A 22,585-nucleotide genomic window follows, 5' to 3' on the forward strand; every position below is an offset into this window, starting at 1 on the left:
CGGCGCTCCAAGGTCCGGTCCGCGGGTTAAAGGTCGACGGCGGCGCTCCCCTTTCCGGGGGCGCCGCCGTCGGACGTTCAAGCCGTTGGGAGCATCATTCGTTTTCCTCCGGCTCAAGGAATTCCTGCCCCTCCACTGGCAGCACCGGCGTCTCCTCGCCCAGGAAATCCTCCTCTTCGAGGGGAACGAGCCGATCGGCTTCCTCGAGAAGCTCGTCCTCCTCGCTTTCCTCGCCATCACTCACGGGCGCGTCCTCGGCGAAGTCGTACGCGGGGTCGGACTCGAGGGAATCCCGGGCCGGCTGGATTGGACGTGAGCCGATGTTGTCCATGATGCAACCTCCGTGTGGCTGGGGTGGCGGCAAGGGCCTCGGAGAGCCCGCCCTGGGTTTCATTCGAACACCGGGAGCCCGGGCGGTCAAGGGCTCCCGCCGGGCCGGATCCCGACAGCCTCAAAAGTCCCTGTGGCGCCGGCCGTTTTTACGGTCCGCCTAAACTCTGCAGTAAGGATCGCCAGCCGAAAATCCGCGGAAATACGGGGTACGCTGGATACGCAATGGGGCCGAACCATGCCCTTTTCAAGCCCAGGAGCTTCCGTGTCCCAGCACGCCACATCTGACCCGTTCAGCCCAGAACCCCACCACGAATCCAGCCCCGAGGCGCCCGCCGCAATGCCGGGCCCCGCAGCGCCGGGAGAGGCAACACCGCGCCCCGCAGCGCCGGGAGAGGCAACACCGCGCCCCGCAGCGCCGGGAGAGGCAACACCGCGCGCCGCAGCGCCGGGAGAGGCAACACCGCGCGCCGCAGCGCCGGGAGATGCAAAACCCAGCCCCGCGGACATCAAACGGTGGCGGCAGTACCTCGCCGACGAACGGGCCGAAGCCTCCGTCTACCGCGACCTGGCCCAGAACCGCCGCGGCGAGGAACGCCAGATCCTGCTTGCCCTGGCCGAAGCCGAAGGCCGCCACGAGGCGCACTGGCTCCAGCTGCTCGGCGAGCACGCCGGCCGGCCCCGCCCCGCCTCGCTCCGCAGCCAGCTGCTGGGCTTCCTGGCCCGGCACTTCGGCTCGGTCTTTGTCCTGGCCCTCGCCCAGCGGGCCGAAAGCCGTTCGCCGTACGCCAAGGACCCCTCGGCCACCCCGGCCATGGTCGCCGACGAACAGATCCACGAAGAAGTCGTCCGCGGGCTCGCGACCCGGGGCCGCAACCGGCTGGCCGGCACCTTCCGCGCGGCTGTCTTCGGTGCCAACGACGGGCTGGTCAGCAACCTTTCCCTCGTCATGGGCATGGCCGCCTCCGGCGTGGGCAGTTCCGTGGTCCTGCTCAGCGGTGTCGCGGGGCTGCTGGCCGGGGCGCTGTCCATGGGGGCCGGCGAGTTCATTTCCGTGCGCTCGCAGCGCGAACTCCTGGCCGCGACCCGCCCCACCCAGATCACTCTGGCCGCCGCACCTTCGCTGGACATCGAGAACAACGAACTCCTGCTGGTCTACCTGGCCCGCGGCATGTCGCGGGAGGCTGCCGAACACCGCGTGGCGGAGCGGATGGGCCTGCTCGACTGCGACTGCGATCCCAGCCTGTCGCTGCAGCCGGAGCTGCCGGAGGCCCGCGACGAGCACGAAGCCGTCGGCACCGCCTGGAGTGCGGCGGCGTCGAGCTTCTGTTTCTTCGCCTCCGGCGCGATCGTGCCGATCCTGCCCTTCGTCCTGGGCATGACCGGCGTCGCGGCCCTTGCAGTGTCCGCCGTCCTGGTGGGCCTGGCGCTGCTGTTCACCGGCGGCGTCGTCGGCCTCCTCTCCGGCACCTCGCCCACCTCCCGCGGCCTCCGCCAGCTGGCCATCGGCATGGGCGCCGCCGGCGTGACGTATCTGCTGGGCATGGCCTTCGGCGCCGTGGTCTCTTAGTGGACGGTCCTGAGTTCCGGGACCGTCCACTACGGCACAGCCGTTCCCGCACCGCGTGGCGGATCATCCGGGGCCTCGCCACGGCAGCCCTGATTGCCGGCGCCGCGTTCCTGGCAGCCGGCTTCATCTACGGGGATCCGCGTTTCGCCGGGCTCTTCGAGGTCAGCCGCGGAACCGGGCCGGGCAAGTCGCTGGCGGGGCAGCCGGGCCAGCCCGGGCAGCCGGCGGCGGCTGAAGCCGTGCGGACCGACACTCCCCCGCCCGGACTGGAGGAGCAGGACGAGCCGCTGGGCCGCCCGCAGAAACCGGCCGTTTCCAGCAGCTCATACAAGTTCCTGGCCGTGAACGACGACGGCACCCCGGTGGGCTACTCGCCCTGCCGGCCGCTGCATTTTGTGGTGAACGCGGCACTCGCCCCGGAGGGCGCCGAACGCCTGGTTGACGACGCGATCAAGACCGTGTCCCGGGCGACCGGCATCAGATTCGTCAACGACGGACCCACCGCCGAGCAGCCCGCCCAGTCCCGCGTCCCCTACCAGCAGGGCGTCTACGGCGAACGCTGGGCGCCGCTGCTGATCGCGTGGACCACCCCGGAGCAGGCCCCGCAGCTCAAGGGACCGGTGATCGGCACCGGCGGCAGCACCCACTTCAGCTTCGGCGCCGGACCCAAAAGCTTCGTCACCGGCAGCCTGGAACTCGACGCTCCGCAGATCGCCGTCGACCTCAACCGGCGGGACGGAGCCGCGTATGCCACCGCGGTGATCCTGCACGAACTCGGCCATGTCATGGGGCTGGAGCACGTGGACGACCCGACGCAGCTGATGTACCCCGAGATCGGCGCCCCGGACGGCCTGGCCGCCGGCGATCTGAACGGCCTGTACGAGCTGGGCAGGGCCCAGTGCCGCAGGGACCTGTGAGCGCCTAACGGTCCAGGAAGGCGAGCGCCTCCTCCACAGTGTCCACCAGGAAGATCCGGCTCTCCATCCCCCGCCCGGCGGCGAGGCTCTGCAGCAGGGGCCAGGCCGGGTAGCGCCGCAGCCAGTGTTCCTGTCCCACCAGCACCATCGGCATGATGGTTTCCCGGGTGCCGTAGTAGTTCTCGCAGGCATCCTGGAAGATCTCCTGCACGGTGCCTCCGGATCCCGGCAGGAAGACGATGCCGCCGTTGCACAGCTCCAGCAGGATGGCCTCGCGGATGGCGTTCGCGAAGTACTTGGCGATGTGGGTGGCGAAGAAGTTCGGCGGCTCGTGCCCGTAGAACCAGGTGGGGATCCCCAGTGACGGTGTGCCTTCCGGATGGCGTTCGACGACGGCGGCGGCAGTACGCGTCCACGCCGAAACGGAGGGCCGGAAGCCGGGAACCGCGGCGAGGTCTTCCAGCGCCCGCCGGAATTCCTGCTCCGTGGCGTCGCTCAGGTAGGCGCCGAGGTTGGCGGCCTCCATGGTGCCGGGACCGCCGCCGGTGGCGACCACCCGGCCGTCCCGGGCCAGCAGCCGCCCCAGCAGCGCGGCCTCCTCGTAAACGCCGGAACCGCGCCGCGCCGCATGCCCGCCCATCACGCCCACCATGGTGCGGCCGACGCAGAGTTCGGAGCGGGTCAGCTCATCAAGGGCGTCGCCGATCGAGTGGTCGTGCAGGGCCGCGGCCAGGGTCGCGTCCAGGCGGTGGCGCTGTCCCGGCTGGATGCTCCACTGGTAGACCCTGGCGTCCAGGGTGTCCTCATAGCGTGATTCGCCGATCCCCTCGTAGAGCTCCTGCGGGGTGTACAGCCGCGCGCGGTAGGGATTGAACGGCACCGCCTCAAGCTTTGGGAAAATGAGGGCGCCGCGGCTGCGCAGTACGTCCTCCACGCCGTCGTCGAAAGTGCAGCCGAGGAAAATCCCGCCCTGCGCGTTCATGGCCTCCAGCTGCGCCGTGCGTCCGCGCAGGTCCAGCGACTGGGCATGCCAGCCCTGCATGGTCCTGGCCCCGGCCGCGACCAGCCGGTCGAAGCCGTCCAGGCTTTCGACCTCCAGTGTTCGCGGGCTCGGGTGCAGGCTGCGGGCGGCGTTCATAGGGCCAGCCTAATGCGGGTGCACCGGCAGCTCCGTTCCAGGGCATCGGGTCCGCCGCGGCAGGCACAGGGGCCGTCAACACGGAGGTGCCCCCGCCGAAACCGGCGGGGGCACCCGTGGGTGGGTCCGGATCGCGTCAGGAAACTTGGAGCCCGCCGTTGATGTCGTAGGTGGCGGCCGTAATGTAGCCCGCATCCGGTCCCAGCAGGAAGGAGATCAGGGCCGCGACGTCCTCGCGGGTGCCGACGCGGCCCATCATGATGCCCTCGGACATCTGGGCCTTGCGCTCGTCACTCAGCGCGCCGCCCATGATGTCCGTGTCGATCGGACCGGGTGCGATGGCGTTGACAGTGACGCCGAATTCGCCCACTTCCCGGGCCAGGGCCCTGGTGAACCCGATGATGCCGGCCTTGGAGGCGCTGTAGGCAACCTTGGAGTAGGTGCCGCCGCCGCGCTGGGCGGAGATGGAGGAGATACTCACAATCCGTCCGAGTTTGCGCTCGATCATTCCCTTGAGCACCCGCTGGGAGACGATGAAGGTTCCGCGCATGTTGATGGCGAAAACCTTGTCCCACTCCTCGACGGTCGTTTCCATGAACGTCGTCGGGGAGCTGATGCCCGCCAGGTTGGCCAGGGCCACAATCGGCGGCAGCGAATCTTCAATCTCGGTGATCGCCCTGTCAACGGACGCCGCATCGGAGACATCCGCCCCGACGCCGATGGCCTTGACCGCGCGGTTGGAGCCGATCTCGGCGGCGGCGGCTTTGGCGTCCTCGGCGTTGATGTCCAGGATGGCGATGGACCATCCTTCGCTGGCCATCCGGTCGGCGGCGGCGCGGCCGATGCCTCTAGCCGACGCAGCGCCGGTCAGGACAACTGTGCGTTCGGTGGGGAAAGTGGTTGCGCTCATGTTGGTGTTTCCTTTGGGAATGTCGGGGTCAGGAGATCGTGGCGGGGGCCGTGGAGCCGGTGGTCGCTGCGGCGGCCGCGGCCAGTGCGGGATCCAGCGCGGCATCGCCTTCGGGACGTTTGCGGGCGTAGAAGTACGTCGCCACCGCGGTAATGCACAGGCACAGGGACAGGAACAGCAGGCCGCTTTGGTTGCTGCCCGTGGCGTCGTTCAGGAGTCCCACGGCGTAGGGGGCAACGAAGCCGCCCAGGTTGCCCAGTGAGTTGACCATGGCCAGGCCCGCGGCAGCTGCCGCCCCGGTCAGCGCAGCGGACGGCATGGACAGGAACGGTGCGATGGCGCCGTAGATGCCCATGGCCGAGGCCGTCAGCCCGATCATGGCCAGAACGGGGTTGACGGGCAGCAGGTATCCTGCGGCCAGCAGGCCCATGCCGGCCAGCAGCATGCTGACGGCGGTGTGCCAGGCGCGCTTCCCGGTCCGGTCCGCACGCTTGCTCCAGAAGTACACGAAGACGGCGGCCACGGTGTACGGGATGCAGACGATGAAGCCGATCTGCGGCGTGGAGAACTTGCCGAGGGCGGCGACGATGGTGGGCATCCACAGGCCCAGCCCGTAGATGCCGCAGACCAGTCCGAAGTAGAGGGCGGAGTAGACCAGGGTGCGCTTGTCCTTGAGGCCGGCCAGGAAGTTGTGGTTGCCGGCGCCGGACTTCACGGCCAGTTCGGCTTCCATGGTGCCGGCAAGCCATTCCCGCTCGTCATTGTCGAGCCATTTGGCATCCCGCGGGCGGTCGGTCATGAGGATGGGGGTGAGCAGGCCCAGCAGGATGGCCGGGATGCCCTCGATGATGTACAGCCACTGCCAGCCCTGAAGGCCCATGACGCCGTCCATCTGCAGGAGCAGCCCGGACACCGGGGCACCCAGGGCGTTGGACACCGGCTGGGCAAGAATGAAGATGCCGAGCACGGTCACACGCTGCGCGGCGGGGAACCAGAGGGTCAGGTAGAAGAGGATTGCGGGGAAGAACCCGGCCTCGGCGGCCCCCAGCAGGAAGCGGACGATGTAGTACGTGGATTCGCCGTTCACCAGGCACATGGCCGTGGCGAAGATGCCCCAGGTAATGAGGATGCGGGCCAGCCACTTGCGTGCGCCGAACCGGTACATGCCCGCGTTGCTGGGGATCTCGAGGAGCGCGTAGCCGAGGAAGAAGATGCCGGCGCCCAGCCCGTACGCGGCGGCGTTCAGGCCGATGTCCTCGCTCATGGTGAGTTTGGCGAAGCCGACGTTGTTGCGGTCAAGGTAGGCGACAAAGTAGAGCAGGACGATCAGCGGCATAACGCGGCGGCGGACCTTGCGGAGCGTGCGCTCGCCGAGCTCGCCGAGTCCGGCGGGCTTTTGGGAGAGGGAAGTCATCATCGACCTTCTGTCTAACGGAGGCCCGCACCGGCGGTGGTGGCGGATCTCCGTGGGGAGGGTGGGGAGGCTCAGTCCGGGTGTAACGGCTCGAAAAGAACTGAGTCAGATGTCAGACATCTGATGGAAGAGCACGAGGAAGAGCATAAAAGAGTGACGCGGGTTACGTCAAGCCCCGGCTGGCGTGCGACCGTCCGGTCAGGACGCCGCCTTGTGCACGTAGCGCTCGTAGTCCCGGTACGTCTGGTCCATGTGTTCGTCCATGCTGCGGCGGGCCAGTTCGGCGTCGCCGCTCAGGATCCCGTCCAGGACCTTCTGGTGGTACTCGATGGCATGCAGCTGGATCTCCTCGACCGCTGACGTTTCGCGCCGCTTCACGTACAGGAGCTGCCCCAGCTGGGCGAACAGCGCCCGCACGAAAGGATTGCCCGAGGCCTTCAGCACGACGTCGTGGAAGCCGATGTCCGCCGCCACAAAGGCATCCAGGTCGCCGGAATCATGGAAGCGTTTCATGTCCGCGATGCACTCGCGCATCTGCTGGGCATGTTCGGGGGTGTGGCGTTTGGCCGCCAGCGCGGCGGCCCCGGTTTCCACCATGCGGCGCATCTCAATCAGGCCCGCACCCACCTGCTCCGCCCCGCTGCCGTGCGAGGCGGCCTTGAAGATGGCATCAAGGCCGGTCCAGTTGTCGGACGGATTGACGAAGGTTCCGCGGCCGGCCTTCACATAGAGGATGTTCTGCGCGCGCAGGGCCTTCAGCGCTTCGCGCACCGTCAGGCGGCTGACATCGTAGGCCCTGGCGATATCGGCCTCAGGGGGAATGGCTTGGTGGGGCTGCAGTTTGCCGTCCAGGATGTCGGCGAGCAGGCCGTCGACGAGGTCGTCAACGAGTGTCCTGCGGCCCATCACGGCTCCCACCTTCAGTCCTGCTTCAGTCCTGCCTTTTGCTCCCGGTGCCATCCACATTACAGACCCCGCCGGACGCGGCGGGGTCCACCGCCCGGCGGCACGGCCCGTGCGGGCACTGCCCGGGCGTCAGGAAGCCCCGGGAGTGCCGGCTCCGCGCCGGCCGGGGGGCGCAACGTAGGCATCCAGCTTGGCGAGGGTCTGCTCGATGCTGGCCGGGTGGCGGCGGAGGTAGCCGGCCAGGCGCAGCAGGATCCTGGCGCGCACCTGCCGCGCGTCCCACTGTTCCGTGACGAGGGTGCCCGGGTTGCCGGCGGCGTCAGTGGCAGGCTCCAGCAGGTAGCGCCAGATGTGGCCGCCGAAGTGCCGCCAGGCGATCCTCCGGCCCTCCTCGAACTCGCACACCGTGTTGAGGATCTTGTAGTCCAGTTTCATGTTCATGTCCATGCCGAACTTCGCACCCAGGGCGAGCCGTTCGGGGCCGCGCGGCTGGGCGCCCTTCACGGTGTCCGATCCGTCGATCACACTGTGCAGCGCGGGGTTGGACAGCACTTCGAAGATGGCTTCCGGAGCTGCCGCGATGAAGCGGCTGCGGGACACGAGATATCTGTTGGTCATCCGCTAAGCCTAGACCTGCGTTGCGGGACAGAAGATCTGTTGCAGAATAAATCATGCAGACTCCGTCCATCCCCCGTTGCGGCCGGCCCCGCATCGGCATTCCCGTCCGGCTCAGCAGCTCCACGGACCCGGATCCGCGGGTGGCGGAGGCCAACGCGCTCTTCGACTACATCGTGGAACTGGTGCGCGACGGCGGCGGCGAACCGGTGCTGCTGTCGGCGCCGGAGGAGCCGCTCGAGGCGCTCGACGGCGTCCTCCTTCCGGGCGGCGGCGACCTGGACCCCCGGCGCTACGGCGAGGTGCCCGGAGACGCCTGCTACGACGTCAGCCACGCCCAGGACGAACTGGACATGTCCATTGCCCGGCGGTCGATCGGCGCGGGACTCCCGGTGCTCGGCGTCTGCCGGGGGCACCAGTTGCTCAACGTGCTCTATGGCGGAACGCTGGTCCAGGACATGGATCCGGGGACCGTGGCCCACCGGGAACCGGAGCCGGCGGACGGGGCCGGGCCGTGGGCCTGGCACGAGGTCGAGGTGCAGGGCGGGAGCAAGGTCGCCGGGCTGTACGGCGGGGAAACAGGCGGAGGAACAGCCGCCGGCAACGGCGGCGGAGCGGGCGGCACGGGCAACACCGGTACCGGCAGCGCAGGGAACGGAACCGCCGGCGTCACTGTCAGGATTGCCTCCGGCCACCATCAGGCCGTGGGCCGGGTCGCCGCCGGACTCGTCGTGACAGCCGTGGCCGCGGACGGGACCGTCGAGGCGCTCGAGGATCCGGAACGCTGGGTGGCGTCCGTGCAGTGGCATCCCGAGGCCCTGGAACTCCCGGCCGAGGAGCGGCTGGCCCCGTTCCTTGCCTTCATTGAGGTGTGTCGCAGGTCTCCCCTGGCCTGAAACGCCCTGCTATTATGAACTTAGGCAGTATGTCCTATCAAGCGAACATATGCCGAGGAACGTGACCGGAGGCCCAGCCTGGGCCCCAGGTCCGGGGCACAAGGGAGCGCTTCAACAGTGGCTATTCAAAAAGTGGCGAATCAACTCAAACTCAACGTCGACCGGAACTCCCCGGTCCCGCTCTACCACCAGGTGGTCCAGGGTATTGAAGCCGCGATCCACGGCGGGATCCTTCCGCCGGGGAGTCGGCTCGACAACGAGATCGACCTGGCCGCCCAGCTGAACCTCTCCCGCCCCACCATGCGCAAAGCCATGGACGAACTGGTCCGCTCCGGCCTGCTGGTGCGCAAGCGCGGCGTCGGCACCCAGGTGGTCTCCAGCCAGGTCCGGCGCCCCCTGGAACTCTCCAGCCTGTTCGATGACCTCAGCAACAACGGAAGCAAGCCCACCACGGAGGTGCTGAGTTTCTCCCACGATGAGGCCGACCCCGCCACCCGGAAGGCACTGGAGCTCCCCGACGGCGCCAAGGTCTACCACTTCACCCGGCTCCGGAAGGTCGGCGGCAAACCGCTGGCGCTGATGGAGAACTGGGTCCGTGATGACATCACCCCCCTCGACGAGGCGCTCCTGGGCTCACAAGGCCTGTACGGAATCCTCCGCAACGGCGGCGTGAATTTCCGGCTCGCCTCACAGCGGATCGGCGCCATGATCGCCAACGACTACCAGGCCACCCTGCTGGAAACCACCCCCGGCTCGGCCCTCGTGACCATGGAGCGCACGGCCGTGGACGACACCGGCCGCCAGGTGGAGACCGGACACCACGTCTACCGCGCGGATTCCTACAGCTTCGAAATGACGCTCGTCCAAAGGTAGGCGCCACCGCGCCAGCCTGCCGTCCGGCGACGCGCGCCCCGCCGTCGCGAACACCGCACCGCGAACACCGCACCGCACCGCACCGCACCGCACCACGAACACCCCCCGTCAACTAACCGCGCTTTCCTCCGGCGTGACAACGAAAGGGCTGAATTCATGGCCAACTGGGTCTATCCGCTCGGCACCGCTGCCCAAGGCAGCTGGGACATCTCGCTGGGACCGTCAGATTCCGCCGTTCCGGTGGAAGGCTGGGCCCACACCGGGCTGAAGGTCGCCACGCTGGCCAAGGGGGCCGCCGTCGAACTCCCCGCCGCGGACGAGGAACGCATCGTGGTCCCGCTCAACGGGTCCTTTACGGTGTCCGTCGACGGCGAGGATTACCGGCTGGCCGGCCGGGCGGACGTCTTCAGCGGCCCCAGCGACGTCCTGTATACGGGAACCGGCAGGGCCTTGAGCATCAGTTCGGCCGGCGGCGGTCGGGTCGCCGTGGCCACGGCCCCGGCCAAGGCCTCCTACCCGACGCGCCTCATCACGGCCGCGGAGACCCCGGTGGAACTGCGCGGGGCCGGCAACTGCTCCCGCCAGGTCCACAACTTCGGCACCCCCGCCACGCTGGAGGCGGACCGTTTCATCGTCTGCGAGGTCCTCACCCCGGCCGGCAACTGGTCCTCCTATCCCCCGCACAAGCACGACGAGGAGAAGGAGGGCGAAACCAGCCTCGAGGAGATCTACTACTTTGAAACCCGGGTGGCGCCCGGTGCACCGGCCCGGCCGGGGGCGGACGACGCGATCGGCTACCAGCGCGTGTACGCCTCGGACGAGCGGCCCATCGATGTCGCGGCGGAGGTGCGGACCGGCGACGTCGTCCTGGTGCCGTACGGCTGGCACGGCCCGGCGATGGCGGCTCCGGGCTATGACCTGTACTACCTCAATGTGATGGCTGGCCCCGGCCCGGTCCGCGAGTGGCGCATCAGCGACGATCCGCACCACGGCTGGATCCGCCAGACGTGGGCAGGCCAGGACCTCGATCCGCGGCTGCCCTTCGGCGCCTGAGGCGCCGCAACCCACTCCAGACACAAAAGAACCCCGGAGCCCTTGGGCCCCGGGGTTCTTGCGCTCCACCCGGCGACGGAACCGGATGGGGCGGCCCGTTCAGCCGGCCACGGCCTGGACGACGCGGACCGGCACGCCGGTCGCGAGGGATTCCTGGGCGGCGTCCGCGACCCGGGAGGCGGCCACGGCATCCTCCGGGGTGCAGGGGTTGTCCCGGCGGCCCAGGATCAACTCGACGAAAGCCGCCATCTCGGAGCGGTAGGCCGTCTCGAACCGTTCGGCGAAGGTCCGGTGCGGCTCTCCGGCCGGGAACGAGACCCCGGCTTCGGCCGAGGCCAGCGCCGATTTGTCATCCAGGCCGACCATGAGCGAACGGCGGGAACCCTGGATTTCCAGCCGCACGTCGTGGCCCGCCCCGTTGTACCGGGTGGCCGAGACCGTTCCCACGGTGCCGTCGTCGAAGGTCACCAGCGCGAGGGCGGTGTCCACATCGCCGGCTTCCCCGATGGCCGGGTCCCCGTTGTTGGAGCCCCTGGCGTACACCTCGACGATTTCCCGGCCGGTGAGCCAGCGCAGGATGTCGAAATCGTGGACGGAGCAGTCCCGGAACAGTCCCCCGGAGCTGGCCAGGAACTCCACCGGCGGCGGGGCCGTGTCGCAGGTGACGGCGCGCAGCGAGTGGATCCAGCCCAGCTCCCCGGCCTGGTAGGCACGCCGGGCCTCCTGGTAGCCGGCGTCGAAGCGGCGCTGGTGGCCGATCTGGACCACGCCGTGCCGGTCCCGGATGTAGTCCAGGACCGGCAGGGCGTCGGCCACGTTCAGGGCAACGGGCTTCTCGCAGAAGACCGGGATCCCGGCGTCCACTCCGGCCTTGATCAGCTCCGGATGGGTCCCGGTTCCGGTGGCGATGACGACTCCGTCCAGCCCGGAGGCGAGGAGCGCCTCCACGGACGGCAGGAACTCGGCACCGAGCCCGGCGGCAATGCTCCGGGCGTGCTCTTCGGCGACGTCGGTGAGCCGGAGCCGGACGTTGATGCCCTGCGGGTTCAGGACGCCGTTGAGCCCGGCGATGTTGTTGGCGTGCATTACGCCGATCCGCCCCACCCCGACCAGCCCGAGCATTACGTCTTTCATGCGTCTGCTCCTATGTGTAGTGCGGGGACGGTGAATGCCGCCCGGAAGGCCTCCAGCGCGGCGTCGCTGTCGCCGCTGGCCCAGGCTTCCATGCCCACGGTGCCGTCGTAGCCTGCCTCGGCGAGTGCCCGGGCGATGGCCGCGTAGTTGATTTCGCCGGTTCCGGGTTCGCAGCGACCCGGAACATCCGCCACCTGGATCTCACCGATGTGGGGCAGGGCGGCCCGCACCAGTTCAATGAGGTTCCCCTCCCCCAGCTGGGCGTGGTAAAGGTCCAGCATAAGTTTTACCCTGGGGTGGCCGGCGGCCGCCACGAGCGCGAGGGTGTCCTTCGCGCGGGCCAGCGGGATGCCGGGGTGGTCGAGGATGGTGTTGAGGTTCTCCAGGCAGAACGTCACCCCGTATTTCTCGCCGAGCCGGCCGAGCCGCTCGAGGGTCCGGGCCCCGGTGATCCACATCGGCCCGCTGGACCGGTAGACGGGACGGGCCGCGTGGCCGTCGACGAGTTCGGCCGGGTGCACCACCATCCGGCTCACGCCGAGCTCCAGGGCGGTGGGGATCAGCCACTCGGCCGTCCGCACCACCTCATCGGCCGACTCGGGGTCCACCAGGCTGCCGGCGGTGTATCCGGTCATGGACGAGAACACGGCCCCGGTGGCCTTGAGGGCTCCGATGTCTTTAGTCCTGGAGTCCCAGAGTTCGACGTCGAACCCGGCCTCGTGGATCCGGCGCACCCGCTCCGTGAAGGGGAGCTCGGTGAAGACCATCTCCGCGCAGACGGCCAGGCGCATCAGAGGACTGCCGTCTGGTTGGCGGCCGTGTTGACGGCGACTGTGTTGACAGCCATGGGGGCGCCGCGCTTGACCGACTCGATGCAGGCCAGCGCCACGGCCAGGGCGCGCCGGGCGTCAGCAGCCCCGGGCGTGAGGGAGTAGGCGGCCGACGGCGGCGTGGTGCCGTCGCGCCGTGCGCGCACGGCGTCGGCAAAGTCGACGAGTTCATCGGTGTAGGCCTGGCGAAAGAGCTCGATGTTCAGCCGCGGGGTGTCGGCCGACATCCCTTCGGCGGTGAACCGGCGCGCGGCGGTTTCCGTGGCGCGGCCGGCCTGAACCATGCCCCTGGAGCCGAAGACTTCCCCGCGGATGTCGTAGCCGTAGAGGGCGCTGAAGCTTGCCTCGGCCACCGCGATGGCACCGTTGCTGTAGCGGATGGTCACGACTGCCGTGTCCAGGAAGCCCTGGTCGCGCAGTCCGGGTTCCACCAGCGCGTCGGCAACGGCGTAGACCTCCACCGGTTCGGCGCCTTCGTTGAACCAGTTCAGCGTGTCGAAGTCGTGGATCAGGGTTTCCAGGAAGACGGTCCACGCCGGGACCCTGGCTGCGTGCGGGATGCTTCCCGTGCCGGGATCCCGGGTCAGCGACCGCAGCAGTTGCGGCGTTCCGACGGTTCCGGCGGCGAGGTCCTTCTTGGCGGCCTGGAAGTCCGCCGCGTACCGGCGGTTGAAGCCGATCTGGAAATGCACTCCTGCTGCCTCCACGGCGGCCAGGGCGGTGTCGAGCTCGTCGAGCCCCTGACCGGCCGGCTTCTCGCAGAACACATGCTTCCCGGCGGCGGCGGCCTGGGCGATCAGCGCGGAGTGGAAACGCGCCGGGCTGGCAATGATGACGGCGTCGATTTCCGGGTCGGCGAGGATGTCGCCGGCGTCGGCGGTCACCTTGCCGGTTCCCAGTGCGGCTGCCAGCGCGGCGGCGGACTCGACGTTGGGGTCCGCGATGGCCGCGAGCTCGGCGCCCGGGACCCGGCGGGCGATGCTCTCGGCGTGGAAAGCGCCCATCCAGCCGGAGCCGATGAGCCCGATGCGCACGGGCGCGGGGTGACTGGTGGAGTCTCGGTTCAGGTAAGCCATGGGCTCGTCCTTTCAAAGGTAATCACAACTGCTTGTCTGGGAGCTGGTCCGGGGTGTGGCCGCGGATTCCGGGCCGGGGCTCGACCAGCCCATGAAGAGGCAGGGCCGGCCCGGAGGGGCGGGCCCTGCCTCTTCCGTGGGGCTAGTAGGTGTTGCCGGTGGTCTGGGCTACCCCGGCCACTTCGCTCTGGACTTCCTTGACGACGTCGCCGTGGCCGCCGAGCTGTTCGAGTTCGTGGGCGAGTTCGGCGAGTTCGGCGCCGCCGGCCATCTGGGCGGTCAGTTCGTCGAGGGTGATGTCCTTCTTGTCGTAGTAGCCGATGGACTTGCCGCGTTTGAGCAGCAGGAACCGGTCGCCGACGGGGAAGGCGTGGTGCGGGTTGTGGGTGATGAAGATGACGCCGAGGCCGCGGTCGCGGGCCTGCAGGATGTAGCGAAGGACCACGCCGGACTGCTTCACGCCCAGGGCGGCGGTGGGCTCGTCCAGGATCAGGACCTTCGCGCCGAAGTACACGGCGCGGGCGATCGCGACGCACTGGCGTTCACCGCCGGAGAGCTGGCCGATGGGCTGTTCGACGTCGCGCAGGTCGATGCCCATCGCGGCGAGTTCCTTCAGCGTGATCTCCTTCATTTTCTCGACGTCCAGGCTCTTGAACGGGCCGAAGCCTGAGGTCAGTTCCGAGCCGAGGAAGAAGTTCCGCCAGATCGGCATCAGCGGCACCACCGCGAGGTCCTGGTAGACGGTCGCGATGCCGGCGTCCAGGGCGTCGCGGGGGGAGGTGAATTTGCGTTCCTCGCCCATGACCTTCAGGATCCCGGCGTCGTGCTGGTGCAGGCCGGCGATGATCTTGATCAGGGTGGACTTGCCGGCGCCGTTGTCGCCCAGGACGCAGGTGACGCGGCCGTTGTCCACGGCCATCGTGACATCACTCAGGGCGATGATGTTGCCGTAGTGCTTGGCGACCCCGTCGAGGGAGAGCAGGTGCACGGGGGTGTGGGTGAGGGGGTCTTTTTCGTTCTGCAGCAGCGTTTGCTGGTCGATCTTTTTGGCGTTCATGGTTCTCGGAGGCCCCTTTACTTCAGTTCCGCGCGGCGCTTGACGATGAGGTTGACGATGGTGGCCAGCAGCAGCATCAGGCCCAGGAAGAACTTGAACCAGTCCGGGTTCCACTGGGCGTAGACGATGCCCTTGTTGGCCATGCCGAAGATGAACGCGCCGATCGCGCCGCCGATCGCCGAGCCGTAGCCGCCGGTGAGCAGGCAGCCGCCGATGACCGCGGCGATGATGTAGAGGAACTCATTGCCCACGCCCTCACCGGACTGCACAGCGTCGAAGGCGAAGAGGTTGTGCATGCCCAGGATCCAGCCGCAGAACCCCACGGCCATGAACAGTCCGATCTTGGTGGCCTTGACTGGCACGCCCACGGCGCGGGCCGCATTCGCGTCCCCGCCGACCGCGAAGATCCAGTTCCCCACCCGGGTCCGCATCAGCACCCACGTCGCCACGGCGACGAGCGCGAACCAGATGAACACGGTGATTTTGACTTCGACGCCGCCGATGGACACCGAGGAGGCGAACACCGCCCGGGCCGAGGCGAAGCCCTCCATGGACGAGATCGAGGGCGAGGACACCGAGCCGCCGATCAGCCGGGTCAGGCCCAGGTTCAGGCCGGTCAGCATCAGGAACGTCGCCAGGGTGACGATGAAGGACGGCAGCTTGGTCTTCATCAGGATCCAGCCGTTGATGAATCCGATGGACAAGGACACCACCAGGGCCAGGGCCACGCCGACCCAGACGTTCGTGCTGAAGTACCAGCTGAACAGCGACGCGGTCAGCGCCGAGGAGATCACGGCGACACCGGTGGAGAGGTCGAACTCCCCGCCAATCATCAGCAGGGACACCCCCACCGCCATGATCCCGATAGTGGAGGAACCGTAGAGGATGGTCGCGAAGGCATTGGGCTGGGTGAACGTCGGGGACACCAATGCGAAGAAGATGAAGAGGACGATGGCGCCCACCAGGGCACCGACCTCGGGACGCCCGAGGAGTTTCTGGAACGGACTGCGCTTGGCGACGCGCTCATCGGGCGCCGCCGGCTTTGGCTTGGTCTGGGTGATGGTCATGATGAATCTCCTTGCTGCCGGGCCGGCGTGAACCGGCCCGGCCAGCGGGCTGTTAGCGGATGCCCTGCTGGGCGAACTTCAGGACATCAGCCGCGTTGCTCTTGTCGACGATGCTCGGACCGGTGAGGACCGACTGGCCGCCGCCGAGCTTGAAGCCGCCGCGCTTGTTCTGCCAGAGCGCGTCAATGGACATGTAGCCCTGCAGCCACGGCTGCTGGTCCACGGTGAACAGAACTGCACCGTCCACAATCTTCTGGGCGAGATCCGCGTTCAGGTCGAAACTTGCCACCTTGGCCGAGCTGCCCGCGTCAGTGACCGACTTGAGGAGAGTCAGTGTGAAGGGAGCGCCGAGGCCGATGACGACGTCGGCGTCCTTGGACGCCTGGAGCTTGGCAGTCGCGGTGGACTGGACAGAGGTCATGTCCTTGCCGTCAACGTAAAGGATCTCCGTTCCGGGCACCTTCGCCTTGACACCAGCACACCGTGCTTCAAGTCCGACGTGCCCCTGTTCCTGGATGACGCAGATCGGGTGCTTGAAGTTCTCCGCCGCGAGCCGTGTGCCGACTGCCTCACCGGCGAGCTTTTCGTTCGAGCCGAAGTGGGTAAACGCTCCCAGCTGCGCCGAGACATCCTCGCCGGCGTTGAGGCTCACAATCGGGATGCCGGCGTCGGCGGCCTTCTTCAGGACATCTTTGAGGGCTTCGGGCTTGGCGAGCGTGACCGCGATGCCGTCGACCTTCTGGTCTATTGCCTGCTGGATGAGCTGAGCCTGGCGCCCGGCTTCGGGATCCGACGTGTAGAGGAGTTCAACGTTGTCCTTCGCCGATGCTTCCTCGGCGCCCTTGCGGACGATGTCCCAGAAGGTGTCGCCCGCCGCAGCGTGGGTGATGAGGGCGACCTTGATCCGGGCGGTCGAAGCGGCCTGGCCGCCGGCGGCGGCGTTGCCTGAGTCGGCCGGCTTGCCGCCGGTGCTTGAACATGCGCTCAGTGCCAGCATCGGGACAACTGCCGCTACCAGGGTTGCCTTGCGCCAGGAAAATTTAGCCACCGTGAATCTCCTTTGATCTCAGCTCCGGGCTGCTACCTTGCAGCCGCCGGAATAATGCCTACCTCGATCATGGTGATTTAGCTCACTTCTGTCAACAGTTTGTCCTGACATTAGGATGTAATCACGTAACTAATGCGGTTGTGCGCGTAAAGAACCTCCGGGCTGACAGCGATTCCAGGACCTGAGGCTCAGCCGGAAACGACGACGGCGGGAGCCCCAGGGGCCGCCGTCGTCGCTGTTGTCGTTGTCGTCGCTGCCGGCGCTGTCGTCGCTGCCGGCGCCGCAACGGCAGCGATGGCCCCTGCGATGGGGGGCCGCTAGGCCCGCTGGACGTCCACCTTCTCCCGTTCGCCGTCCGCGCGGACGGCGTCGGCCCCGGTAGCCGCTCCGGTTCCGGAGGCCACGTCGGTCCCGGAGGCTTCGGGGCGCGGGGCCTGTCCGGCGCCGTGCCGCTTCGCGGCGGCTGCCGCGAACACCATGACCCCCAAGCCCAGCAGAGTGATCCCGGCGCCGGCCCAGATGGGCGAGGTGTAGCCGAGGCCGGCGGTGATGGTCACGCCGCCCATCCATGCCCCCAGGGCGTTGCCGACGTTGAAGGCACCGATGTTGGCGCCGGACGCCAGGGTGGGCGCCGTCGTGGCGTACTTCATGACGCGCATCTGCAGCCCGGGGACGGTGGCGAAGCCGAAGCCGCCCAGCAGCACCATGGAGGCAATGGTCACCGGCTGGCTGCCGGCTGTGAGTGCGAAGGCCATCAGCACAACCACCAGGGCGGCGAGCGCCACCAGCAGGGTGCGGTCCACGTTCCGGTCGGCCGCCCTGCCGCCCGCGGTGTTGCCGATGAAGAGTCCCACGCCGAACAGGATGAGCAGCCACGGCACGGTGGAGGCCGAGAATCCGGTGACCTCGGTGAGCGTGAAGGCGATGTAGGTGAAGGCGCCGAACATGCCGCCGTAGCCGAGGATGGTGACCAGGATGGAGAGCCAGACCTGCCCGGAACGGAAGGCACGGAGCTCCCCGCGGAGTGTGCCACGGGCAGAACCGGGTGCCGCCTCGCCCGCACCGGTTTTCGGAACCAGGGTGAGAATGCCGACCAGCGCGAGCACACCGATGCCCGTGATCGCCCAGAAGGTGGACCGCCAGCCGGCGGCCTGCCCCAGCATTGTGCCGAACGGCACGCCCAGCACATTGGCGGCCGTGAGCCCGGTGAACATGATGGCGATTGCCCCGGCCTTTTTGGTAGGGGCGACCATGCTGGCCGCAACCACGGCGCCGATACCGAAGAAGGCGCCGTGCGCGAGCGCCGCGATGATGCGGCCGATCATCATCAGCGCGTAGTCGGGTGCGATGGCGGAGACCAGGTTGCCGGCAATGAACAGCACCATCAGCACGGCGAGCACCGGCTTGCGCTCGAAGCGTGTCACGGCGGCGGTCAGGAGCAAGGCCCCCACGACGACGGCGAGCGCGTAGCCGGAGATGAGCCAGCCCGCCGTCGCCTCGCTGACCTGAAAGTCCGTGGCCACTTCGGGCAGCAGACCCATGATGACGAACTCGGTGAGTCCGATCCCGAACCCACCGAGGGCGAGTGCTATCAGGCCAATAGGCATGGAGGTGCTCCTTCGAAAACTGTACGGAAAGAAATGCGAAGCGTAAGCTATTAGTTGCAGACGCGTTATTTATTGTTGCACAAGCAACTATGCCGCGCAAGCAACTAAATTGTGGGCTGCCTGTGTTCCCGGAGATTCGGGGCCGGGCAGGCTGATCTGAAGGGAAGAACTGATGGGCATCAAGGACGACGCCGTCGAGGTCCGGGCGCAAGGCTGGCGGACCCTGGCGGCCCTGCACGGGCTGATCGAGGCGGAGCTGGAGCGCTCATTGCAGGCGGTGGCGCAGCTGTCCGTCGTGGAGTACACCGTGCTGGACGCGCTGAGCCGCCAGGATGGCTGGCATATGCGGATGCAGCAGCTCGCCCGCGCCACCGCGCTGAGCGCCAGCGCCACCACGCGCCTGGTCAACCGCCTCGAGGACCGGGGGCTGCTGACCCGGATCCTGTGTGCCGACGACCGCCGGGGAATCTACACCGAACTGACGGCGAGCGGCATCAAACTGCTGGAGGAGGCCCGGCCCAGCCATGACGCCACACTGGAGCGGGCGCTGGCCGAGGCGCGGGAGGTTCCGGAGCTGGCGCCACTGGTCGACGCCCTCCCGACGCTGCTCGCGCACGCCTAGCAACGCGGCCCGGCTTCCGGGCACGGACAAAGCCCTGCCCCGCGTCGGGCCGCGGGCAGGGCTTTGTGCTGGAAGGCTATGCGGTGGCGGGCTGCTTGGCGGCCGCGCTCTTGAAGTAGTGCTCCAGGTCTTCCAGGGACTTGTCCTTGGTTTCCGGGACCACCCGTTTCACCCAGACGATCGCTGCCAGCTGCATGGCCACGAAGATGAAGAACGTCATGGAGACGCCGATCCAGGCGACCATCTGCGGAAAGAAGAATCCGATCAGGAAGTTGATCATCCACAGCACGAACACGCAGATGCCCATGCCGATCCCGCGGACATGCAGCGGGAAGATTTCGGACATCGTCAGCCACGTCACGGTGCCGATGCAGGACTGCATGGACGCCAGGAACGTCACCATGAACAGCAGCACCAGATAGCCCCGGAGGGTGCTCGCCGGGATCAGCATCGAAATCAGGCCAATGGCCAGCAGCGAGGATGACGTACCGACGAGGCCGGCCACAAGCATGGACTTTCGGCGCACCCGGGTCATCATGGACATGCCGACAATGACGGCGACGACGGAGGTGACACCGTTGACGACGTTGGCGAGCAGGGCGCCCTTGTCCCCGAAGCCGGAGCTGGAGAGGATCGAGGTGCCGTAGTACATGATGGCGTTGACGCCGCTGATCTGGTTGATGACCGCCATGCCCAGCCCCACCACGAAGATCCTGCGGATCCACGGCACGGTGAGGTCGCGGAAGGTCCCGAGCCGGGATTGGTAGTCTTCCCGGGCAGCCTGCCGCACTTCATCGAATTCCGTGGAGACATCGGCCGGTGCGCGGGTCTTGCGCAGGACTTCGAGGACCTCGCCGAAGCGTCCGGCCGAGGCCAGCCAGCGGGGGCTTTCGGGCAGGACCAGCATTCCGAACCAGAGCAGGACGGCGGGCAGTGTTGCGATGACCAGCATCCAGCGCCACACGTGGGAGGCCTCGGGGAAGGCGTTGCCCAGGACGGCGTTGAACGTAAACGCCAGGAACTGGCCCGTGACGATCATGAGTTCGTTTTGCGTGACGATCCGCCCGCGTTGGGCTGCCGGTGACATTTCCGCGAGGTACACGGGCACGATCACCGAGGCCCCGCCGACAGCCAGGCCCAGGACGGTCCGGGCCGCGACCAGCAGCTCCGTTGTGGGGGCGAGGGAACAGGCGATGGTGGCGACGGCGAAGATGAGGGCCAGCGCCATGATCGTCCTGCGGCGGCCGAACCGGTCGGAGAGCCGGCCGGCGGTGATGGCGCCGAAGGCCGCGCCGAACAGCAGGGTCGAGGTGACCAGGCCCTCCGTCAGCGGTGTCAGCCCAAGGTCGCGCTGCATGAACGGCAGTGCCCCGTTGATAACGCCGGTGTCGTAGCCGAAGAGCAGGCCGCCGAAGGTCGAGAACAGGGCGACCCGCCGCATGAACCCCTTGGGATTCGCGGGGGCACCGGCGGGGCCGCCCGCGGTGCGGGCCGAAGGACTGGTGGGTGTGGTTTCTACTCTCTGCACAGGGCGGCCGCTACCGGGCTTTTTCGATGTAGGTGTTCATCGTGTCCAGCTGGTAGCGGGAGACCTCGGCGGCGTCGTCGTCCTCGGCGAAGACGCTGGAGACCATGACGGTGTCCTCACGGTCCAGGAAGCCGATTTCCTTGAGACCGCCGAAGAACTCGTCCCAGTTGACGTCGCCGTCGCCGATCTTCAGGTGCTGGTGCACCCGGACCGGGTTGCCGGGTGGGTTGGTGATGTAGCGCAGCCCGTGGGAGGCGTGGTGGTCCATGGTGTCGGCGACGTGGACCAGGCGGAGCTTGTCCCCCGCGGCGCGCATGATCTCCAGCGGCGCGTTCTGCATGTGGAAACTGTGGGAGGCGACGTAGACCAGGCCGACGTTCTTGGAGTTCAGGCCGCGGATCACCCGGACCGCGGCCAGGCCCTCCTCGACGAAGTCGTCCGGGTGCGGGTCGATCAGCAGGTCGATGCCTTCGCGTTCGATGATCGGCAGCAGTTCCTCCATGGAGCGGTAAAACGCGCGCTCGGATTCCTCGGCTTTTTCCGGGCGTCCGCTGAATTCGGTGTTCATGGTGCTGACCCCGAGGTCCACGGCGATCTGGATGGCACGCTTCCAGTACCGGACGGCCGCCTCGCGGGCATCCTCATCCGGGCCGGACCAGCGCAACACCGGCAGCACCGAGGCGATTTCGATGCCGGCATCCTTGCAGGCCGCCTTGAGCTGGCCCACCAGTTCGTCATCGGCCTTCGGGTGGTTGTAGAACGGGATGAGATCGGCGTGCGGGGTCATCTGCATGTACTTGTAGCCGAGGTCCGCCACCACCCGGGGAAACTCGAGCAGGCTGTGCGAGTGGTGGAAGGGCGTTGGATCAAGCGCGATTTTCACTTCGGAACTCTCCATGGTGGATCAGTCAGGTTGTACGTAGGGCCGGAGGGAACGCAGAAGGAGGCCGTGGCCCCCTTCCGCGTTCCTCCTAGCGGTAGAGGCCGGGCTTGGCGTTCAGTTTCACGGCGACCTTTTCGCCGTTCTTCTGCGCCTCGACGCCGGCCTCGCAGCAGGCGGCGGTGGCGTACCCGTCCCAGGCGGTCGGGCCGCCGATTTCACCGCGCCGGGCGGCATCGACCCAGGACTGGATTTCGACGTCGTAGGCAGCGCCGAAACGCTCCTCGAAGCCGGGCGTGACGTTGCCGCCCCAGCGGCCGTTGCTGCGGGTGTAGGGGCCCTTGTCCCCGCCGATGCTCACGATGCCGTCCTCGAAGGAGGCCTGGGTGGCCACCTCGTAGCCGAACTTGGCGTTGACGTAGATCTCGACGTCGGCCAGGACGCCGGATTCGGTTTCGATCAGCACGTGCTGGGGGTCGTGCTGGCCGGCCGGGGCGTTCCGGGTGGCCTTGCCGAGGCGGACCTGGACCGAGGTGATTTCCTCGCCGGTGAAGTAGCGGATGGCGTCGAATTCGTGCACCACGGAGTCGTTGATCAGCATTTCGTTGGTGAAGCCCGGCGGGGTGGTCGGGTTGCGGTGCTGGTGGTGCAGCATCAGCAGCTCGCCGAGTTCGGAGTCTCGGATGATCTTGCCGAGGGCGGCGTATTCGGCGTCGAAGCGGCGCATGAAGCCGACCTGGATGCGCTGGTGGCCAAGCTTCTGCTCTGCCTCGACAATCTTCCAGGCGGAAGCGGCGTCCGGGGTGAGCGGCTTCTCGCAGAGGATCGGGATATCCTTGGCGATCGCCTTGAGCAGGATGTCCTCGTGCAGGAAGCCGGGGGTGGCGATCAGGACGGCGTTGACGTCGCCGTTGTTGAGGGCCTCGTCGGCGTCGGCGAGGGCGACGGCGCCCGGGATGCCTTCGATCGCGGCCTGGGCACGGGCAAGGTCAACGTCGACGACGGCGGCAACTTCGGCGCCGTGGATGCGGGTGTTGAGCCGCTGGATGTGGTCTGCGCCCATACGGCCGGCGCCAATGACAGCTACGCGGAGGGTTTTGGTCATGGTCTTGTC

22 protein-coding genes are annotated in these 22,585 nt (G+C 67.9%); 6 read left to right on the top strand and 16 right to left on the bottom strand.

What is annotated here, in order from left to right; translation table 11 throughout:
• Positions 1–94 precede the first annotated feature (94 nt).
• Positions 95–331: a hypothetical protein gene (locus AC1MFL_RS05725; protein WP_479813968.1), complete on the bottom strand. Its 237-nt coding sequence runs from the start codon at positions 329–331 to the stop codon at positions 95–97.
• A gap of 264 nt (positions 332–595) precedes the next feature.
• Between AC1MFL_RS05725 and AC1MFL_RS05730 the strand changes: the two genes are divergently transcribed.
• Both AC1MFL_RS05730 and AC1MFL_RS05735 read left to right on the top strand, forming a co-directional pair.
• Complete coding sequence (locus AC1MFL_RS05730) at positions 596–1,900, top strand: VIT1/CCC1 transporter family protein (protein WP_479813969.1); 1,305 nt, start codon at positions 596–598, stop codon at positions 1,898–1,900.
• Positions 1,900–2,817 (top strand): matrixin family metalloprotease, encoded by a 918-nt coding sequence (locus AC1MFL_RS05735; protein ID WP_479813971.1) that lies wholly within the window; start codon positions 1,900–1,902, stop codon positions 2,815–2,817. The genes AC1MFL_RS05730 and AC1MFL_RS05735 overlap by 1 nt, the downstream gene beginning before the upstream one ends.
• 4 nt (positions 2,818–2,821) lie before the next feature.
• Here the strand turns inward: AC1MFL_RS05735 and AC1MFL_RS05740 are convergent, their stop codons facing one another.
• The 5 genes from AC1MFL_RS05740 to AC1MFL_RS05760 form a co-directional block, all read right to left on the bottom strand.
• Positions 2,822–3,955, bottom strand: coding sequence for an LOG family protein (locus AC1MFL_RS05740; protein ID WP_479813973.1), 1,134 nt, complete (start codon positions 3,953–3,955; stop codon positions 2,822–2,824).
• Positions 3,956–4,091: 136 nt separating this feature from the next.
• Positions 4,092–4,865, bottom strand: coding sequence for an SDR family NAD(P)-dependent oxidoreductase (locus AC1MFL_RS05745; protein ID WP_479813975.1), 774 nt, complete (start codon positions 4,863–4,865; stop codon positions 4,092–4,094).
• A gap of 28 nt (positions 4,866–4,893) precedes the next feature.
• Positions 4,894–6,282 (bottom strand): MFS transporter, encoded by a 1,389-nt coding sequence (locus tag AC1MFL_RS05750; protein ID WP_479813977.1) that lies wholly within the window; start codon positions 6,280–6,282, stop codon positions 4,894–4,896.
• 195 nt (positions 6,283–6,477) lie between these two features.
• Entirely contained in the window at positions 6,478–7,185 is a 708-nt protein-coding gene (locus tag AC1MFL_RS05755; protein ID WP_479813978.1) for a FadR/GntR family transcriptional regulator, read from the bottom strand.
• Positions 7,186–7,314: 129 nt separating this feature from the next.
• Positions 7,315–7,803 carry an SRPBCC family protein gene (locus AC1MFL_RS05760; protein WP_479813979.1) on the bottom strand — a complete coding sequence of 163 codons (489 nt, stop codon included), beginning with the start codon at positions 7,801–7,803 and terminating at the stop codon, positions 7,315–7,317.
• 53 nt (positions 7,804–7,856) lie between these two features.
• Between AC1MFL_RS05760 and AC1MFL_RS05765 the strand changes: the two genes are divergently transcribed.
• The 3 genes from AC1MFL_RS05765 (at position 7,857) to iolB (ending at position 10,622) form a co-directional block, all read left to right on the top strand.
• On the top strand, positions 7,857–8,696 hold the full coding sequence (locus AC1MFL_RS05765; protein WP_479813980.1) for a gamma-glutamyl-gamma-aminobutyrate hydrolase family protein: 840 nt from the start codon (positions 7,857–7,859) through the stop codon (positions 8,694–8,696).
• Between the two features lie 132 nt (positions 8,697–8,828).
• Positions 8,829–9,569, top strand: coding sequence for a GntR family transcriptional regulator (locus AC1MFL_RS05770; RefSeq protein WP_479813982.1), 741 nt, complete (start codon positions 8,829–8,831; stop codon positions 9,567–9,569).
• Between the two features lie 156 nt (positions 9,570–9,725).
• Positions 9,726–10,622 (top strand): 5-deoxy-glucuronate isomerase, encoded by an 897-nt coding sequence (gene iolB / locus AC1MFL_RS05775; protein WP_479813983.1) that lies wholly within the window; start codon positions 9,726–9,728, stop codon positions 10,620–10,622.
• Positions 10,623–10,721: 99 nt separating this feature from the next.
• Here iolB and AC1MFL_RS05780 read toward each other — a convergent pair whose 3' ends face one another.
• The 7 genes from AC1MFL_RS05780 to AC1MFL_RS05810 form a co-directional block, all read right to left on the bottom strand.
• A complete protein-coding gene (locus AC1MFL_RS05780) occupies positions 10,722–11,756 on the bottom strand; it encodes a Gfo/Idh/MocA family protein (protein WP_479813985.1) in 1,035 nt (344 codons plus the stop codon).
• On the bottom strand, positions 11,753–12,547 hold the full coding sequence (locus tag AC1MFL_RS05785) for a TIM barrel protein (protein ID WP_479813986.1): 795 nt from the start codon (positions 12,545–12,547) through the stop codon (positions 11,753–11,755). Before AC1MFL_RS05785 ends, AC1MFL_RS05780 begins: the two co-directional genes overlap by 4 nt.
• A complete protein-coding gene (locus AC1MFL_RS05790) occupies positions 12,547–13,662 on the bottom strand; it encodes a Gfo/Idh/MocA family oxidoreductase (protein ID WP_479813988.1) in 1,116 nt (371 codons plus the stop codon). Before AC1MFL_RS05790 ends, AC1MFL_RS05785 begins: the two co-directional genes overlap by 1 nt.
• A gap of 142 nt (positions 13,663–13,804) precedes the next feature.
• Positions 13,805–14,719, bottom strand: coding sequence for an ATP-binding cassette domain-containing protein (locus tag AC1MFL_RS05795; protein ID WP_479813990.1), 915 nt, complete (start codon positions 14,717–14,719; stop codon positions 13,805–13,807).
• Positions 14,720–14,736: 17 nt separating this feature from the next.
• Entirely contained in the window at positions 14,737–15,786 is a 1,050-nt protein-coding gene (locus AC1MFL_RS05800) for an ABC transporter permease (protein WP_479813992.1), read from the bottom strand.
• Between the two features lie 52 nt (positions 15,787–15,838).
• Positions 15,839–16,834 carry a substrate-binding domain-containing protein gene (locus tag AC1MFL_RS05805; RefSeq protein ID WP_479813994.1) on the bottom strand — a complete coding sequence of 332 codons (996 nt, stop codon included), beginning with the start codon at positions 16,832–16,834 and terminating at the stop codon, positions 15,839–15,841.
• A 317-nt stretch (positions 16,835–17,151) separates the two neighbouring features.
• On the bottom strand, positions 17,152–18,441 hold the full coding sequence (locus AC1MFL_RS05810; RefSeq protein ID WP_479813996.1) for an MFS transporter: 1,290 nt from the start codon (positions 18,439–18,441) through the stop codon (positions 17,152–17,154).
• 172 nt (positions 18,442–18,613) lie between these two features.
• Here AC1MFL_RS05810 and AC1MFL_RS05815 point away from each other — a divergent pair, with 172 nt between their 5' ends.
• Complete coding sequence (locus AC1MFL_RS05815) at positions 18,614–19,063, top strand: MarR family winged helix-turn-helix transcriptional regulator (RefSeq protein ID WP_479813998.1); 450 nt, start codon at positions 18,614–18,616, stop codon at positions 19,061–19,063.
• Between the two features lie 76 nt (positions 19,064–19,139).
• On the opposite strand, the gene AC1MFL_RS05820 is transcribed toward AC1MFL_RS05815, so the two are convergent.
• The 3 genes from AC1MFL_RS05820 to AC1MFL_RS05830 form a co-directional block, all read right to left on the bottom strand.
• Positions 19,140–20,504: a sugar porter family MFS transporter gene (locus AC1MFL_RS05820; RefSeq protein ID WP_479815330.1), complete on the bottom strand. Its 1,365-nt coding sequence runs from the start codon at positions 20,502–20,504 to the stop codon at positions 19,140–19,142.
• Between the two features lie 97 nt (positions 20,505–20,601).
• Positions 20,602–21,474, bottom strand: a complete 873-nt coding sequence (locus tag AC1MFL_RS05825) for a sugar phosphate isomerase/epimerase family protein (protein WP_479815332.1) — start codon at positions 21,472–21,474, stop codon at positions 20,602–20,604.
• A gap of 88 nt (positions 21,475–21,562) precedes the next feature.
• Positions 21,563–22,576: a Gfo/Idh/MocA family protein gene (locus AC1MFL_RS05830; RefSeq protein WP_479814000.1), complete on the bottom strand. Its 1,014-nt coding sequence runs from the start codon at positions 22,574–22,576 to the stop codon at positions 21,563–21,565.
• Positions 22,577–22,585 lie beyond the last annotated feature (9 nt).

It is taken from the genome of Arthrobacter sp. BG3, assembly GCF_056680185.1.

Bases quoted from the DNA above. Each gene is read 5' to 3' on its own strand.
- AC1MFL_RS05790 (WP_479813988.1), bottom strand. From the start codon at position 13,662: ATGGCTTACCTGAACCGAGACTCCACCAGTCACCCCGCGCCCGTGCGC.
- AC1MFL_RS05830 (WP_479814000.1), bottom strand. From the start codon at position 22,576: ATGACCAAAACCCTCCGCGTAGCTGTCATTGGCGCCGGCCGTATGGGC.
- iolB (WP_479813983.1), top strand. From the start codon at position 9,726: ATGGCCAACTGGGTCTATCCGCTCGGCACCGCTGCCCAAGGCAGCTGG.
- AC1MFL_RS05810 (WP_479813996.1), bottom strand. From the start codon at position 18,441: ATGCCTATTGGCCTGATAGCACTCGCCCTCGGTGGGTTCGGGATCGGA.
- AC1MFL_RS05755 (WP_479813978.1), bottom strand. From the start codon at position 7,185: ATGGGCCGCAGGACACTCGTTGACGACCTCGTCGACGGCCTGCTCGCC.
- AC1MFL_RS05765 (WP_479813980.1), top strand. From the start codon at position 7,857: ATGCAGACTCCGTCCATCCCCCGTTGCGGCCGGCCCCGCATCGGCATT.
- AC1MFL_RS05740 (WP_479813973.1), bottom strand. From the start codon at position 3,955: ATGAACGCCGCCCGCAGCCTGCACCCGAGCCCGCGAACACTGGAGGTC.
- AC1MFL_RS05760 (WP_479813979.1), bottom strand. From the start codon at position 7,803: ATGACCAACAGATATCTCGTGTCCCGCAGCCGCTTCATCGCGGCAGCT.
- AC1MFL_RS05795 (WP_479813990.1), bottom strand. From the start codon at position 14,719: ATGAACGCCAAAAAGATCGACCAGCAAACGCTGCTGCAGAACGAAAAA.
- AC1MFL_RS05780 (WP_479813985.1), bottom strand. From the start codon at position 11,756: ATGAAAGACGTAATGCTCGGGCTGGTCGGGGTGGGGCGGATCGGCGTA.
- AC1MFL_RS05750 (WP_479813977.1), bottom strand. From the start codon at position 6,282: ATGATGACTTCCCTCTCCCAAAAGCCCGCCGGACTCGGCGAGCTCGGC.
- AC1MFL_RS05815 (WP_479813998.1), top strand. From the start codon at position 18,614: ATGGGCATCAAGGACGACGCCGTCGAGGTCCGGGCGCAAGGCTGGCGG.
- AC1MFL_RS05800 (WP_479813992.1), bottom strand. From the start codon at position 15,786: ATGACCATCACCCAGACCAAGCCAAAGCCGGCGGCGCCCGATGAGCGC.
- AC1MFL_RS05745 (WP_479813975.1), bottom strand. From the start codon at position 4,865: ATGAGCGCAACCACTTTCCCCACCGAACGCACAGTTGTCCTGACCGGC.
- AC1MFL_RS05725 (WP_479813968.1), bottom strand. From the start codon at position 331: ATGGACAACATCGGCTCACGTCCAATCCAGCCGGCCCGGGATTCCCTC.
- AC1MFL_RS05820 (WP_479815330.1), bottom strand. From the start codon at position 20,504: ATGCGGCGGGTCGCCCTGTTCTCGACCTTCGGCGGCCTGCTCTTCGGC.
- AC1MFL_RS05785 (WP_479813986.1), bottom strand. From the start codon at position 12,547: ATGCGCCTGGCCGTCTGCGCGGAGATGGTCTTCACCGAGCTCCCCTTC.